12 protein-coding genes, 1 other RNA gene and 1 pseudogene are annotated in these 15,844 nt (G+C 38.8%); 5 read left to right on the top strand and 9 right to left on the bottom strand.

The features are described from left to right. Window positions 1-184 precede the first annotated feature (184 nt). Complete coding sequence (locus FSZ17_RS12675; protein WP_057776873.1) at window positions 185-1,087, top strand: SDR family oxidoreductase; 903 nt, start codon at window positions 185-187, stop codon at window positions 1,085-1,087. 168 nt (window positions 1,088-1,255) lie between these two features. Here the strand turns inward: FSZ17_RS12675 and FSZ17_RS23930 are convergent, their stop codons facing one another. Continuing rightward, entirely contained in the window at window positions 1,256-1,387 is a 132-nt protein-coding gene (locus FSZ17_RS23930; protein ID WP_267128881.1) for a hypothetical protein, read from the bottom strand. Continuing rightward, window positions 1,388-1,588, bottom strand: coding sequence for a restriction endonuclease (locus FSZ17_RS24120; protein WP_407643408.1), 201 nt, complete (start codon window positions 1,586-1,588; stop codon window positions 1,388-1,390). A gap of 302 nt (window positions 1,589-1,890) precedes the next feature. On the opposite strand from FSZ17_RS24120, the gene FSZ17_RS12670 reads away from it, so the two are divergent. Then, window positions 1,891-3,000, top strand: coding sequence for a hypothetical protein (locus FSZ17_RS12670; protein ID WP_146846466.1), 1,110 nt, complete (start codon window positions 1,891-1,893; stop codon window positions 2,998-3,000). Between the two features lie 148 nt (window positions 3,001-3,148). On the opposite strand, the pseudogene FSZ17_RS12665 reads toward FSZ17_RS12670, so the two are convergent. The 5 genes and pseudogenes from FSZ17_RS12665 to FSZ17_RS12650 all read right to left on the bottom strand — a co-directional run bounded on the left by FSZ17_RS12665 (window position 3,149) and on the right by FSZ17_RS12650 (window position 6,970). Continuing rightward, window positions 3,149-4,569, bottom strand: a pseudogene (locus tag FSZ17_RS12665) (IS4 family transposase). Between the two features lie 251 nt (window positions 4,570-4,820). After that, window positions 4,821-5,258, bottom strand: coding sequence for a hypothetical protein (locus FSZ17_RS12660; protein ID WP_057776871.1), 438 nt, complete (start codon window positions 5,256-5,258; stop codon window positions 4,821-4,823). A gap of 410 nt (window positions 5,259-5,668) precedes the next feature. Continuing rightward, a complete protein-coding gene (locus tag FSZ17_RS23410) occupies window positions 5,669-5,980 on the bottom strand; it encodes an alpha/beta fold hydrolase (RefSeq protein ID WP_156416302.1) in 312 nt (103 codons plus the stop codon). Window positions 5,981-6,165: 185 nt separating this feature from the next. Next, window positions 6,166-6,378 carry an alpha/beta fold hydrolase gene (locus tag FSZ17_RS24115; RefSeq protein WP_185150618.1) on the bottom strand — a complete coding sequence of 71 codons (213 nt, stop codon included), beginning with the start codon at window positions 6,376-6,378 and terminating at the stop codon, window positions 6,166-6,168. Between the two features lie 115 nt (window positions 6,379-6,493). Further along, window positions 6,494-6,970, bottom strand: a complete 477-nt coding sequence (locus tag FSZ17_RS12650) for a DinB family protein (protein WP_057776870.1) — start codon at window positions 6,968-6,970, stop codon at window positions 6,494-6,496. Window positions 6,971-7,115: 145 nt separating this feature from the next. On the opposite strand from FSZ17_RS12650, the gene FSZ17_RS12645 reads away from it, so the two are divergent. After that, window positions 7,116-8,018 carry a LysR family transcriptional regulator gene (locus FSZ17_RS12645; protein WP_057776869.1) on the top strand — a complete coding sequence of 301 codons (903 nt, stop codon included), beginning with the start codon at window positions 7,116-7,118 and terminating at the stop codon, window positions 8,016-8,018. An 847-nt stretch (window positions 8,019-8,865) separates the two neighbouring features. Here FSZ17_RS12645 and FSZ17_RS12640 read toward each other — a convergent pair. Beyond that, window positions 8,866-9,492, bottom strand: a complete 627-nt coding sequence (locus tag FSZ17_RS12640; protein ID WP_057776868.1) for a cysteine hydrolase family protein — start codon at window positions 9,490-9,492, stop codon at window positions 8,866-8,868. Between the two features lie 385 nt (window positions 9,493-9,877). Between FSZ17_RS12640 and ssrS the strand changes: the two genes are divergently transcribed. Together ssrS and FSZ17_RS24005 are read left to right on the top strand one after the other, a co-directional pair. Then, window positions 9,878-10,074, top strand: a non-coding RNA gene (gene ssrS, locus FSZ17_RS12635) — 6S RNA. A 1,268-nt stretch (window positions 10,075-11,342) separates the two neighbouring features. Next, window positions 11,343-14,888, top strand: a complete 3,546-nt coding sequence (locus FSZ17_RS24005; RefSeq protein WP_057776866.1) for a S8 family serine peptidase — start codon at window positions 11,343-11,345, stop codon at window positions 14,886-14,888. A gap of 223 nt (window positions 14,889-15,111) precedes the next feature. Here FSZ17_RS24005 and FSZ17_RS12620 read toward each other — a convergent pair whose 3' ends face one another. After that, complete coding sequence (locus tag FSZ17_RS12620) at window positions 15,112-15,792, bottom strand: hypothetical protein (protein WP_057776865.1); 681 nt, start codon at window positions 15,790-15,792, stop codon at window positions 15,112-15,114. Window positions 15,793-15,844 lie beyond the last annotated feature (52 nt).

Raw genomic sequence — 15,844 nt, 5'->3', positions numbered from 1 at the left:
TTAATTCAACCGGACATTGTATCCATGGTGTGTTTTGTTTATCCACTCTTTTTCACTCCTTTTTCAAGGTATCCTTAAGGATACTATATATCATGAATGTGCGTACTTATATATTTGAATGTTAACGTATATTATTTTACTATAATGAAAAATTTACTTTTAGTATACGAAAGGATGTTGGACAATGGCAACTAAAGATAAAGTATTGGTTTATGGAGCTGGCGGTGTGCAAGGAGGTGCAGTCGCCCGCAAGCTTTTGAAAGAAGGACACACCGTTCATACGATCGTAAGAAGTTCGGACAAGGCCGCTCAGCTTCAAGAGCAAGGCATTTCTGCTTTTGTTGGCGATCTGTCAGATGCAGACAGTCTTACTTCAGCACATAATGGAGTCAGCAAAGTGTTCCTGCTGTTGCCAGTGAACTATGACCTAGAGCGTAATCGACAATTCATCCGCAATACTGTTGATGCCGCTAAAAAGGCAAATGTTAAGCTTCTCGTTATTAATACCAGTGGTATCGTTCCGGATGATGCTACAGATGTCGCTGTCTTTGAGATTAAGAGAGAATTGATTGCCTATGTGAAGCAAAGTGGCATTCCTTTTATCATCCTTAAACCTACACTATATATGGAAAACTTCCTTATCCCCGGTGTTGTAGGTAACCAGACACTAGCTTACCCAGTACCAGCTGATCTCGCAATCGCCTGGATTAGCATGGAAGATATGGCTGCTTACGGAGTATATGCACTGAACCATCCAGAGCTAGCAGGGCAAACACTGTATATTGTAGGTCCTGAGGCGCTGACTGGAAATCAACTGGCTGAGCAATTCAGTGCTGCATTGGATCAAGAAATACAGTTTTTCTCTCTCCCAGTGGAAGCGTTCGAAGAAGCAATAGGTCCAGTATTGGGCAAGGAAACAGCAGCAGGCCTAGCCGACACGTACAAATGGACGGGATTAAATATTCATTCACTGCCCAAGCCAGAACAAGTCATTGATGAAATGCGAATTGCCGTTCCCGGCACTCCGCTTGTGGATTGGGTGAAACAAGCTGTGCAGCAAGGATATTTCGCAACCGACGCTGAGTAAACGGAAAAAGCTAATCCATTACTAAAAGCACCGTAAACCCCAACATAGTTGCGGTCTACGTGTCGCCGCTCACTCCCATTAACGGAAGATGAGCGGCGATTTTTCATTTTCAGTGTTGATGGTCACTTTGAAAAAAACTGTTATATACTGTTTAACCATTAAAGGGACCTATTCTCTTGTCGGAGGAACAATGTCTGGACCTACTTGTAACAATTCTCCTATACCTTTATTAATCCATTCATCTCTTTGAGTTACCTCATATTGCTTTTCCGAAAAATCATATTCTCTTTGTCCTACCAATTACCACACACTTTGTAACCAACGTTTTTCAAAAAATGATAAAAGCTCTTGCCAAGCAAGTAAATGTATATTTGTGTTTTTAGTTGCCTCATAAGCTCCTGCTTGAAATCCTTTTCTAGCGATAATTAGACCGTGCTGTGAACTGTAGTCACTTACAACTGTTCTAAATGAGTGAATTACTGTGTCAGATAAAGACTTCATAATAATACTTAGGCATTTTAAAGGAATTTGTAATAAAATGGAGAAATTTAATTTAAGTAGGTTTATTTTATGACAAATAAAACGAATTTAGATTGAATATGATAATGAGTCTTTATAATGGATAGACGTTTATCTAAATTAGCAGATGTATTAGTAAATCAATCTACAAAAGTTTAGCCAGGAGATTATATGTTGATCCGAAGTGTAACTGAGGTTGACCGAAAAATCGTATAAGCGAATTTTGGGGGCCGATTCGGACAACTAAGATTGTAAAATACATGAGTGAGAGGATTGATAGGAAAGTGAATGCCCACAAAAAGAAAAGGAATACTTGGGTTTGGATTTCGTTTTTTTTATTTGGCATCATGGTTTTGATAGTCGTCATTATTTATTTATACTTCTTCTCGAAGAGCGGGTATGTGTACGAACGTAAAATCCTGGGCAAAATGGAGGATCTGCATGGGGTCGAATTTCTCGTGACGGACAGACTAGAACGTAACGAGGACGGCTACCGGATGCTTGTCGTTTCTCCGAAGGACGAACCCACCACCACCTTTATTGCCGAGCGTAACAGCGGTGCCCACGCTGAAGGTGGACTGCCATACTGGGGAAAGTTAGGGGAGGATTACCGGGATACTCGTTATTTCTATCACTATCCGGAACTGGTGGAGAAGCATTTTGGCATCGAGCCACAGGACCTTATCTCCTTGTACTGGGAAGCGGTGAAAGCGGACGAACCGTTTTACTTTGATAAGGCGATTCGAGAGAAGCCGAGCCAATACGTTCCGGTCACGTTAACTAATATGGACGAAACGATCCGTAAGGCGAAAGCTTTCTTTGAGGATGGCCAGCAGCATAAGATTTATGAGCTACACATGATTTACCAGGACGAGCGGCTGCCGAAAGATGAAAGCCCTAATCTTTTAGTGGACATGGACCACGTATTTATCTTGGAAGGCGTGAACGAATATCAACACGATCGATTCGGCAATAGTACGGATTTACTGAGTGAGAAGGAGCTGAAGGAACAGACCCTCGAACAGATCAAAAACATTCTCTATAGGGCTTTCGAACATCAATTCGACAAGCTCTACACTTTCCAAGAGCAGGAAGAAGTGGCCATATGGAGCTTGAGTCCACGCTTCGACGACCAGTTGACCCATTACTCGTTGGAAGTGGATATCGATACCGAACAATACACAAGCCCGGAAAAGGATGAGCTCTACAAGATCTATAGTAAGGTGTGGCACCTCATGGAGACCATGAAGCCCTTCCATGCTACTGAGGTCGTATTTATATTCCCTGGTGATGAAAGACGTATGGTTTACACTTTACAGGACCAAGATAACGCACGGGTGGTGAACAAGGAAATCTTCTACGCCAACTTGCAACCGCAAAACAGCAGCGAGTAAAGAGTTCGTAGTTGAACTAGGGGTGCCACCACATACCCATCAAGCTAACAACGTAAATTACTAGATACGAAATGATCTTTGTTTCAAAACTAGCGAGTGATGGAAAAATAGGCATGCCAAAGATACCAATTAAAACGCGATTTTTTCGCTAGGCAGCTTGTCTATACTTCACCGTCGTTTCATACACAACCCCTAGAATATCAAAGACGGTCATCTTCTTATACCGATGACATTTACGACCGTTCTTTTTGAGCAGTTGATAAAGACGATGAAGAATTTTCAAAAGTTCTTCTGTGCCAACTGCTATCGCTTGAAACAGTAACGGAAAGTAATCTTTAATCATTTAAATCGCTTTGTATTCACTCAACTCCTGCTTTTTCTTTTCAAGCAGAAGCTGTCGCATTTGAAACATCGTAGAAGAACAGTGGAGAATGCCAATGAGTTGTCCATATATAGGCGTACTCTTTTAATATTTTTACATTCATCAATTTCAAAGAATGACTTCCACGTTTTAAACAAAATCTCAATCTGCCAACGAAGTGAATACAATGAATGCACGTAGTTCGTCGGTATTTCTTCTAGCGACGTGTTCGTGATATATACATTCATGTTCATTAAACGTTTACTTTTATCCTTCATGATAATGCCTTTCTTCGTTTCACGTATCGTTTGGTTTTTCAGGCGTGTTTGCGTTTGATCGTTGGTTAAACGATGGATAATGACACGTGCTGGAAGCTTCTGTTTTTGGCCAATGTATGCGTCGGGGATTTCCATCGTTTCACCAGGGGTTAGACCAGACATAATTTGTTTCATATCAAGCTGGATGTATTCTGTTTGTTTTATTAACGTGCCATTTTTGAAGTATTCTGGCTCAGAGTTCTTGATATAAATGCGTGTATTCAGCTTCAACCGCGAGATATAGTAAGCCTCTTTATCATGAATGGCTTGTAAGTCTCCTAAATCGAAGTAACCAAGATCACGCAAACATAAATCGCCCGCCTCTACGGTTTCAAGGCAGTTGGTACCGTATGTTTTATCATTATTCTTTCCTGATCCAAGCTGCACGTTAAGAAATTGACCACTCAGTAAATCATATTCCAGTTGGATTTTCACGCCTGCCGTATTACTACTCCCACCTGAACCTTGATAGTCAGTGGAGAAATGATTAGGCAGTTGAAACACTGTTGCATCAAAAATACGGATACGATTGAAAGTAGAAATCATGTGTGCAGAAAGCGATTGATTTGAACAGAGTTTTTGTGTGAGAAGAGAAGTAAAGACTTCTCGAAGAAATGTGACGGCTGCTGGATTAAAGCGTTGATTCAGTCCTTCTGGGCTCATCAGTACCCCAGTGGAAGCTTCTAACCGACTGCACAATTGTGTAAGTGATGTGCTAGCGATTTCCTGACTGAGCCATACGCAAAGGGCGATGAGTTCGTTTGCTTGATACTTACTAGATCGTTGTACAAAGCCAACTTGTTTAGCGATGTCTTGTAGGCCTACTGGAGATAAAAAATAATGTAGCTCTTGTACGAAAAGATTCAGTTCATTTGAAATGATAAGATTCATCAAAAACGCCATCCTTTCTCGTAAACTTCTTACGATAAGCATAGCGTTTTTTCATTTTGAGGGTATTATTTTTACTTCGATTGATGGGTATGGGGGTAGAGTCAGGAAAATGCTGAATTACAACGTTAAAGAAAATAAACAAATAAAATCCTAGGTTATTTGCTTTTTTTTCTCCCTCAGTGTAAACGTTATTCTCACGAACTCTTGCTTATTCGTAGGATTTCAAACCACATTGTATCGGCATAACGGCATTAGTGAGATCTCTTCTGAGGTTTGTTTATCCACCAATAATAAAACTCAAATATGGCAAACACACCAACTACGAGTGCTATAAGAACAACAGCCCATATTCCAAAATACGTCATCTTAAACCAGATTCCATCCTTCGCAATCAGAAAAATGCTCCCAATAACCCAGAGAAAGTCTACCACAGAAAAGATAAGCACATACATTGGAGGAATAAACGGCATTCTTACCGTCCAAAAAACAAAAGCTACAAAAATTACTAGGAAAATTCCCGTTTCGACTAGCATAGATGAACGATCCAGACCCGTCAAGGTTGCCAAAAAATGTGAGAAAAAGATCAAAATTAACCCAACTAGTCCTGTAGAGAAGCCATTCGCTAACAAAACATATCGAATAAATTTGTCACCATTCATGCTTTTTTCCACATGTTGATTTTGATTCATAGATAAACACCTCAATTTTCGTAAGAATTAACTGTCTGATACCGATTGCGCCGTTTTCGATCTGGTGTTTTTGATTAGAATAAGCGCAAGAGGAAAAAGAAATTTGGTATACGCGGCAAGCAAGTAAAGACAGAGCCTGAAAGTATCCGAATAGATTTGAACGTTTGCTTGCCGGACACCGATCATATTTGCGAGGTAACTGAGTCCGTTCAACCATACGATGCCGATCAAACTAATTCCGGTTGCATAAGCAATTTGGAAACCTGTCATCAATATACCCGACACGGAACCAATATCGATCTTTCGTATTTTTGCGAGTACGGTATTCGTTAAAGGAGCGGCAATAAAACCTTTACCGATAGCGAGAACGGCAAGAGCGAGAAGCCACTGGGCAATGTGATGCTACTCCTTTATGAATGCCAGCAGATCCTTTTGAGACGGTCCGCATGGGTCATGTACAACCTATGCGGACCGTTTTCATACACGACAAACTGATTATTCGGTACAAGCTGTGCTGATTTTTCCCCTGATATTTCGATTGGCATAGACTTGTCGCTGTCACTGTGAATGATCAGAGTTGGAACATCGATTTTGCGCATCTCATCTCGGAAATCGGTCTCCAGGACCGCTTTATAACAATCGAGAACGGCTATAAGTGAAGTGTGAAGCATATCCCATCTCGTCCATTCCCCAATCTTGGATGAAACGCCGCAATTTGGCAATGTAGCACCGAATTACGGGGGTTCATTGTCGGCCAACCATTGTGGAAAATCCTTTTTCAATGCCCCACGGGTCGATTCAATGAAGCTCCTGTCTATTCAGCCCGGATTATCTTCCATCTTTAACGGGAAGGGAAGGCTCCCGGCAAGAAACACGATCCGGTTGATAAGATCACTGCCGTGGCGTGTTAGATATCGGACAATCCCGCCACAGCCCATCGAGTGACCCACAAGCGTAATTTCACGAAGGTCAAGGTGTCGATTAATGCACTAAGATCATCGGCAAAGGTGTCATAGTCGCACCCTCGTCCAGGATCATCCGAGCGGCCATGCCCACGTCGATCATACGAGATGCAACGCAGCCCTTCGTTAGTTAAATGGAACATTTGATAATCCCACATCCGGGAGCTCATCGCTCAGCTGGAAATGAAAACGATCGGTTTACCGTTGCCCTAATTTTTAAAGAAGAAGCACGTATTATCATGGGTTTCAAAGTATGGCTTATTGAATACCTCCCTATACTTTTTGGTATTGTAGTACTTTTAAAAGGCATGAAATGGTTGCGAAGTGCATCGTTTCATGGACGGTCGCAAAGTTGAATACCTCTTCAAACGTTTCGAATTTCAGCGGTCCTAGTTCAATAGGCGGATGCATTTGTTGATCGAATACGCTCGAAGGTATATCGGAAAAGCTAGCTAGCTGGCTTGATAAGTTCTGAATAAGTTGTTCCTTAGTCGGCGGTATGTCATTCCAATCAGATGGCTTGGTTCCTGTATTAAACAATTGTGCGTAGTTATCTGGAAGGTTGAATTCAATCGGTAAAGCTAATGAAAGAAAATACTCATTAATAAAGGCAATATGTCCGACATTCCATCTAATCGTATTGTTGAATTGATCGGGTTGAACGTCAAATAACTCCTCTGAAATCGATTGAATCTGTTGGATAACCATTTGGCGAACAGATTTAGCCGTACTTAACAATGCATTTGACATAACAAATTCCTCCATTCGAATTTTAAAAAAATTCAAACAACTAATTACAATGCAAGTATATCTAGCCCCCAATAGTTTATCAATGCAGTGTTTCCTATTATTATGATAAGTTATAATTATGAAAATGTTTGGAAGGGGAGTAAACATGGAATTGCGGCAGTTGGAATACTTCATGGTTATCTGCGAGGAACTTCATTTTTCAAGAGCAGCAGAGAAAATTATGGTTTCTCAACCTAACCTGAGCCAGCAAATCAAGTTACTAGAAAGTGAATTGGGTGTCCCTCTCTTTAATCGCATTGGTAAACGGATTACAATAACAGAAGCTGGTAAACTGCTATATGAACAGAGTAAGCATATTTTTTCACATTTAAAACAAGCTCAGGAAAGCATCTCGGAACTGAAACAAATAAAAGGCGGTTCTCTCACCATAGGGGTCTTACCCGGAGACGCTGACTTGATGTTCAATTCATTGCTTCTAGATTTTCACAGTACCTATCCGAATGTTTCCTTATCATTAGTCGAAACCGTTAAAGTCTCCGAACAAGTCATTGAAGGAATGATTGATATTGGTGTGACAACATCCCCTAACCCAGATGAAAGGATTGTACAAATACCGCTTTTTTATGAAGAATTTTCTTTAGCGGTTGCCAAAGAAACGTCACTTGCAAAGAAAAGGTTCATACAATTTAACGATTTGCAAGAGATGAAGATAGTGATGTTTCCTCCTGATCATCAGTGCCGCAAATTAATTGATAATCATTGTCAACAATTAGGATTCCGAATTAAACCCAAAATTGAAACAACGACCTTATCATCATTGATTACCATGGTTGAAAAGGGAATTGGAGTAACTGTTCTGCCTAGACTGTTACTTGAAAATCTTCATGATAAAAACATTCAAGCGATCAAAATAACGAAACCCACACCAGGTCAGGATATTTGTCTTATCTATCGGACTGATAAATACTTAGGATTTGCTGCACGGGCGTTTATACAAGCAGTAGAGGATTACATTCAAACCGCCAAAAAGAATGCACGGACTTCTTAACTACCGTCTCCAATAGGAATTCAATAAAAACTTCTTTAAAAGCCATTACTCCTGTCTATATGATTGCATTATTTCGCATGGATTTAGATAATACAAAAACCCCCGATATCTTCGGCTTAACGCACAGATATTAGGGGTTTTTCGCTTTTATTTTTTCTTAACAGGATTATTCAAGAAAAGGGCGCTTTAATGAAGTAACGGAAAAGCCCATTTTTCTATTTTAATTTGCAGAGAAGTTGGGCTTTTTAATTTGGAATTTCCTTAACGTTGTAAATATGCGGTTTTCCTGACGGTACCCCATGCCCATCAAGCTAATATTTTGAAGTACCCTAAAACGATAATTTTATCTTTCCACTACTGTCCATGAGAATTCAGCTCATTTTTTTCGTTTTGGGGTCTTTAATTTCGTTAGGTTGATGGCGATGGGGTGCCACCAACATATTGCATAAAACCCACGCTAAGACAATAATTGGAAAATAAAGTTTGATCAAATATACCATACAAGCAAGCATATTTTCGATCAATAAAACGCGTGAGGAAGGCAAATTTTATAAAGAAATTATCCCTAGAAACAAGAGATTAAGAGCGTTTACGATAAGAAGATTTCCAAGATATAGTCTATATCAAGATTGGTTAGATATTTGAAAAAGTGCTACAAGACGATGGGAAAGTTTCAGGAACTAGCAATGGATATGGTGGAAATCTATCTAATGAAACACACTGTAATTGAATCTTAATTTAATAAGAATGGACTTATTGGATATCGTTAATGAAAGCACCTAACGGCTGTAACATTACAATTAATCAAAGAATAATCTCTTCTTTAGTAGCCTATTTATGAGTATCATTACATATTTGATATGGCTTCATGTGTTGTCCATGTAGCACTACTGAAAGCTCGGTAGTTCGTAACAGCAGCATGAAAATCGTTTTCACTAATTGTGGCAGTTGCATCGTAAACAACAGCTGTCTTGAAGCCATTTTCGATTAAATCTCTCATATGGGATTCGACACATACGTTAGATAATACCCCAGCCAAAATTACTTGTTCTTTTCTGCGTTGCCTTAGTTGATAGACCAGATCATTTGTCTGAGGACTGGCCACCTTGTGCGGTGTTGCAATGACGGTTGTTTTGTCCCAGATATACGGAGCTAAAGTTGGAACATAATCGGCTTCCGGAGTTGGAGGACTATATTGATTTAATTTCTGATAAACACGCAAACTAATCAACATCTCTTGTTCGTTCCCTGTAAACTGCCAATCATAGTCATGTGGATATAAAAAGTGCGGAGAAACAAAGAGCTGATAACCTTTACTACGGGCAGTGCTTAATAGTAGTTCCAAGTTGGCTAAAGTATTATTCTGTTTAATGTTAGCCTTTGTCAAATGATATCCTCTTCCGCCTGGAGACAAAAAGTCATTTTGAGGGTCAGTAATAACAATTGCAGTATTCGCTGGGTTTGGTTTAAACATAGAATTGTTCCCACCTTTTTTATGTATTCACTTATCGATTATACGAACTACATTGATTATAAATTCCTTAGGAAAATGATATTTTGAATTTAATTAGTGACAATAAAGTACGGATAAACAAATACAACTATTGCATTTAAACTCCATTTCTTTTTTTGTATGATTTCCTTCCAATAAACATAAAAAAGAGCTGATTGCATCCCACTTGTTAAACCTGCCCAAAAAGCTTAAGAGCACATTTATCATGTAAATCTATTCCACTTTTAATAACAAAACCTTTGTATTAACAATTTATGAGATTACTTAGCTTTCAATTCAATGAGAAGATGACCATTAAGTAAAATAAACCCATTGATTTTTAAATCCTAATCAATTATTATAATTAAACAAGCTGCGTTGTACGTATTGATAATAAAGTTTTAACCTTTAAGCTGTAATAGGGAGTTTTATATAGAAACAGGAATGACAAGCCTCTGTCTATAGGACAAGGAGGACATGCAAGAATGTTTCTGCGAACACCCACTTTGAGGAGTGGTGGTTTAAAACTTTCTTATATTCATGTACGGCAAAGGCGGCTGTACCATTATTGTGATAAAACAGTTTCCAATCGGGAGCTGTTTTTTTGTGGTTTATTATTGATTGATAATTCAAAAAACGAAAAAACAGCTTACATTAGATACACAATTACCGCTTTCTTTAGAGGATCATTATGTGACTGCGTCACATAATGATCCTCTATTTTGATTACAATATCCTCTTTCATAATCTGGCTAAACACAAAAAGACGCCTTCTTATTTATGAATGGCGCCCTATAGTTGAATAAGGAATTATAAGAAAAATTAAGGACTAGCAATATTTAAATTTGCCACTCTCGATAATACTTGTTACATTTTTTTACTTTGAAATAATGAATATGCCACTACAATAAGAAATCGGATAAAACTTACACTTACACTTATTCTTTTGGGAAGATTTAATTTAATTATTAACTAAATAAAATTCATCATTATCCTAGTAATCAATACTATCTTTAAAGTGGTGTAATGTATACGTGATTTTAATAGAGTCATATTATATCACTCTTGGTTTAGTACTTTTGTTTTATGCAGATTTAGAACCAATAACAGCTAGAGTTACATCCTATGTTTAATTTTCAGAAAAGGAGAAATGTGAGATGATAGGGGATAACCGGGTGATATTTCTGAATATTTAATAAATTACTGGTTGATACTAGATTAGCTGAAAAAATTTAATAACCTGATGTTGAAAGACAGATCAGCGTATTAATAGTGAAGTTAAGTCATCAGCACGAAACCTTCACATTTTTACAAATATATTAATCTACTATTTAGTTAGGAAGAGGAGAGGTGGAGAAAAAAATTATTAATGTATAACCGCATGCTTGGCTACTGCAGTACTTTACTCAACAAGTACTGGTAATTCATTTGCTTATGATGACATCACCGTCGAAACGCCGGCCACCTAGGCGTCCCAGCCACAGCAAAACGGCCCGGTCGTCGCTACGCACACGGTCACCCTCGTCACGGACAAGGGTGTGACGCTGGACAAGAGTGTGACGCTGGACAAGAGTGTTCCGCAGATTGGGGAGCATGCACTATGGGATGCCGGGTTTGATGGCAAAGGCGTGAAATTTGCTGTCTTGGACACTGGGATCGACCCCAATCATTCTGATTATCAAGCAGCTATCAAAGAAGAGAAGAACTTCACAGTGGATCCCGATTTTTTTACTAAGAATAGTTAGTAAATTGTCATTTTATTAAATTTCTAATCTCATAAAAGTAGTGAAATAAATATAAAACTTAAAACAAATAAAAAAGGAGAGACGTTAATGAACAAGAGTAAAATCAAGGCATTTAAAGTGATGACTACTGCAGCAGTAACATCATTACTTCTTTCATCATTCACAGTTTTTGCGGAAACTAATAACAGTTCAACCGAGTCACAATGGGTACCCATAGAATTTGCGACTAGTTTGACAGATGAAACTAAAGATGAAGCACCATTGCAATCTTTGTTAGAGAACCAACAGATTGATCAAGAGAAAGTGGCAGAAGACCAAGCCCACAAGCCATATGATCAATATGCTCCAACCGATACTGTACGAGTGATTGTGGAAATGACAGGAGAACCTGTACACAGTGGCAAAGGAAATGAAGCTGAAAAGAAAAAATTAAAACATGCTCAACAGTCCTTGATTCGAGAAATGAAAAAAACGAAAAAGTTGAATGTGAAAGAGCGACATCACTTTGTGACAGGTATAAATGGCTTCAGTATGGATACACAGTTCGAAAATATCAAAGATATCGAAAAATTAGATGGAGTGGCTCGTGTTCATATTGCACAAACTTATCAACAAACGATGAGCTCTAGCCAATCCCTCGTTCAAGCGAAAAAAGTATGGGAAGAGCTAGGTTACCATGGTGAGGGGATGGTGGTTGCTGTTGTCGATACCGGAGTGGACTATCGCCATCAAGATCTAAACCTGTCTGACAAAGGAAAAGAGAAAGCCAAGTGGACCTCTGCCACTATTAACGAGAAATTAGCTGAAACAGCAGTAGATGAACGCTGGTATACAGATAAAGTACCAACAGGTTACGATTGGGCTGACCAAGACCAAGATGTTCTTCCTCATGCTACCTCACATGGAATGCATGTAGCAGGAACGATTGGAGCCAATGGAAACAATGAAATAGACGGGGTTAAAGGGATTGCTCCTGATGTGCAGATCCTAGCGGAAAAAGTCTTTTCCGATAATTGGACTGGGGCATATGCAGACGATATCATAGCCGGAATCAATCATGCGGTTGAAATGGATGCGGATGTCATCAACTTAAGCTTAGGGGCTGACGCTAATTTTGTGACTGAAGAAGATCCAATTCAAAAAGCGGTTCGTACTGCAACTGAGCAAGGGGTATTAGTAGTAGCATCAGCTGGAAACGCATTTTACAGTACCAAAAGTGGATCCGTCTCCTATAATCATCCAGCCTATGCTCAAAATCCTGATATTGGAGTAGTCGGAACACCAGGTGCAAGTCCATTTGCTTTACAAGTAGCTTCTTATGAAAATGATCAAGTCCATATGGACACACTTACTCTTTCAGATGGGAAACCACTTATTTACCAACGCCATCCAGGTTTTGTTCAACTGGCAAATGTGTTTGCTGAAAATCAAGAGATTGAGTTAGTTTATGTAGGATATGGTCGTACTCAGGATTACGAAGGAAAAGATGTAACAGGCAAAATCGTGGTGGTTGAACAACAATGGGAGGGCAGTGAGCAATCCGTACAATCTCCTGCTCTTCAAAGAGGAGCAAAAGGAGTGATAATGGTTCCTTTAGCGACACGAGGAGATTATGCCAGATTACTTTTTTCTCCTTATGGCTCCGTTCCAGGAGTTAGTACTGGGATCACTGAAGGAAACGCCTTGATTCAACGTTTGAAAGATGGTGAACAGATTACGGCTCGAGTGGGTCAGGGAACCTATATAGATAATAAAACCAAGGGGACAATGTCTGGATTCTCATCCTATGGAGCACCGCATACCCTTGATTTTAAGCCTGAAATCACCGCACCTGGCGGTAAGATTTATTCTACTGTCATTGATAACAAATATGATGTATATAACGGAACTTCGATGGCTTCACCACATGTAGCGGGTGCAGGAGCTTTGGTGTTACAGTCGCTCTATGAAAAAGGTGTCAATAAAGATTCAAATACTGTCTATCAAGTAAAAACAGCTTTGATGAACACAGCTCAAATTATATTGGACCCTGCAACAGATAAAATTCCATATTCACCACGTAAACAAGGTGCAGGGATGATGCAGATTGCCAATGCACTAAAAACGCCTGTATTAGTGAAAGATAAGTTTGCTAAGCCAGAAAATGCAGCCGCTGTGGAGTTAAAAGAGATTAAGAAAAATAAAGTAAAATTTATGCTGGAGTTAGAGGCGTTAGCTGGAAAATCTTCTCCAGACGAGATTACCTATGATGTGTATCTAGATCTTTTAACAGATGACACGGAGCAGAAAGAACTAGATATAGATAAAGATGGGAAAAACGAACGGACGATGGAAGTATTAAAGCTAAATAGTAAGCGAATAGAAGGAGCAGCAGCGAAGATCAACGGAAAAGATTTTAGCGACTCAACACCTGCCACTTTTACTGTGAAAAAAGGTCATCTGCAAGATTTAGTGGTGGATATTAAACTTCCAGATGGATTGAAGAAAAATATATTTGTTGAAGGATTTGTTCGCTTTGTTCCGAAAAATGGGGATCAAACTTCTGTTCCGTCTTTAACCATTCCGTATATGGGCTTTTATGGTGACTGGGATCAACCTCAGAACTTAGATGCACCGATGTGGGAGCAAAATGCATTTTTACATGAAACAGCTCTATTTCCTTACTATGGTCAGAAAAACTGGCTTGGAAAACCAGCTATACCACTTGGTTATGATAAAGTGACCAAAACATTCTCAGAAGAAAGAATGGCCAACTCTCCACATGCTGCGAATCAAGGTGTTTATTCGGTCTTTACCACCTTGCGCAATGTAAAACAGGTGCACATGTACATTGAAGATGCATCAGGTAATCGAGTTCGTGACCTTGGAGATTTTAGTGAAATAACAGGAAAACCATGGAAGTTTAGAAAAAATGTAATGGACAGAAGCGAGTTCTTTAATGGTGGATATGGATGGGATTTGAAATCAGAGGATGGAAAATACGTTCCGGATGGAAAGTATCAATATATTATCGAGAGCACATTAGATTATGAAGGAGCACGACCACAAACGATTAAGTTCCCGATCAATATTGATTCTGTTGCACCAAAAGTAGAAAATATTCAAGTCAACAAAACACCAGAAAATAAGTATATGATTAGTTGGGATATGATGGATAATGCAGGGGGAAGCGGCTTAACAAAATCGATGGTTTATATCGATGGCATATATAAACCTATTTCTGCAACACAATCGTCCTTACTAGTAAATGCAGAACCGAAAAGTGTAATCGTTGTGCCATTTGACTGGGCAGGTAATGTCACTTATGAAATATACGGAGATCGCTCGTATGTAAAACAGGATTTATTCCTTTCAGCGTGGGATGTATGGCAAAGACCAATAACGCAACAGGAGCCAGGTCATATTTTGGGGATTGGCTTGAAAAAATTGAACTGGACCATTACAATCCAAGATCCTGAAGGAAATGTGGTTCATACTTATAATGAAGCGAATACAGAGACTGCTTATATTAAATGGACTCCATCTGCTGATCTACCTAGTGGGAAATATAAAGTGGTCGCTGAGATGGAAGATAATGAAACGGGTCTAAAGATCACTACAACTCCACGTTATATGACGGTGGTAAAACCTTAAAAAACGAAACCATAAGATAAAACCTCAATCCTTTATGATGGTTAGAAGGGTTGAGGTTTTATCATGTGCGAATCCGGAATGTTTCATATAAAAATGGCCCCACTTTATTGGCTCTTGTTATCAGCTCTACCGGACAACAAAAATGCTCAGTTAAACATTAATGTTGATAAATAAACATTATTATGGGGAAACTCATTAAAGTGGTTTCCCCCTTAGGAAGATTTTATTTACAAGGTTGAAATTCAATCGATTTTGCTTGATACATTTTGTCTCGATATTCATAAACAATGACAATACTTCCAACAAAACTGGCTGGAGATATTTGTCCAGCAACACTTACAATTAGTTGATTGTCTCTAACTTCGTAATCGATAATGCTTCCAAAACCTATATCATCAAATAAGTTTTCGGGTTTGATTTCTAAAGGGGGTATTTCAACTGTACATTTTTTGTTACCGACAATGATCTCCGCTTTTTCAGACGATAATTTAGTTTTTACGTTCTTATGAATAATTGCTAAAGGATTATCAACAATCACTTCGTTTACGTTTAAACGATTATTCAGTGTGTCAAAAACATAAACATCTTCCCATAAGACACCTGTACCATAACCCTTTGTCAAGATTATGATTAACTCTTTATTTTGGTCTTTGTTGATGTCTTTGTAGATAATTTGTGGAGCATAGGTAGGGTTTGTATCGCTAATCCAAAAAGGTCTTAAGTAAATTCCCTCTTTGAAATTGATTTTGAAATCCCTAAATAAACCATTTATTTTCTTAGCGTACAGTGTTATATTCTCTTTGTCGTTCCTACTAACAATTTCATATCCTTCAATCTCAGCTCCTGCAATGATAGGGTGAAACATAAGAAGACCTGCTAACAATAATCCAATATAAAATTTCATAGAAAACACCTCATTTTAGTGTTCCCAAATATAACATCTTATTCTCGTCATA

The organism is Cytobacillus dafuensis, from assembly GCF_007995155.1.
In the GTDB taxonomy this organism is placed as follows: Bacteria; Bacillota; Bacilli; order Bacillales; family Cytobacillaceae; genus Cytobacillus; species Cytobacillus dafuensis.
Note: the sequence above shows the minus strand (reverse complement) of the source record. Positions and strands in the feature narration are given on the sequence as shown.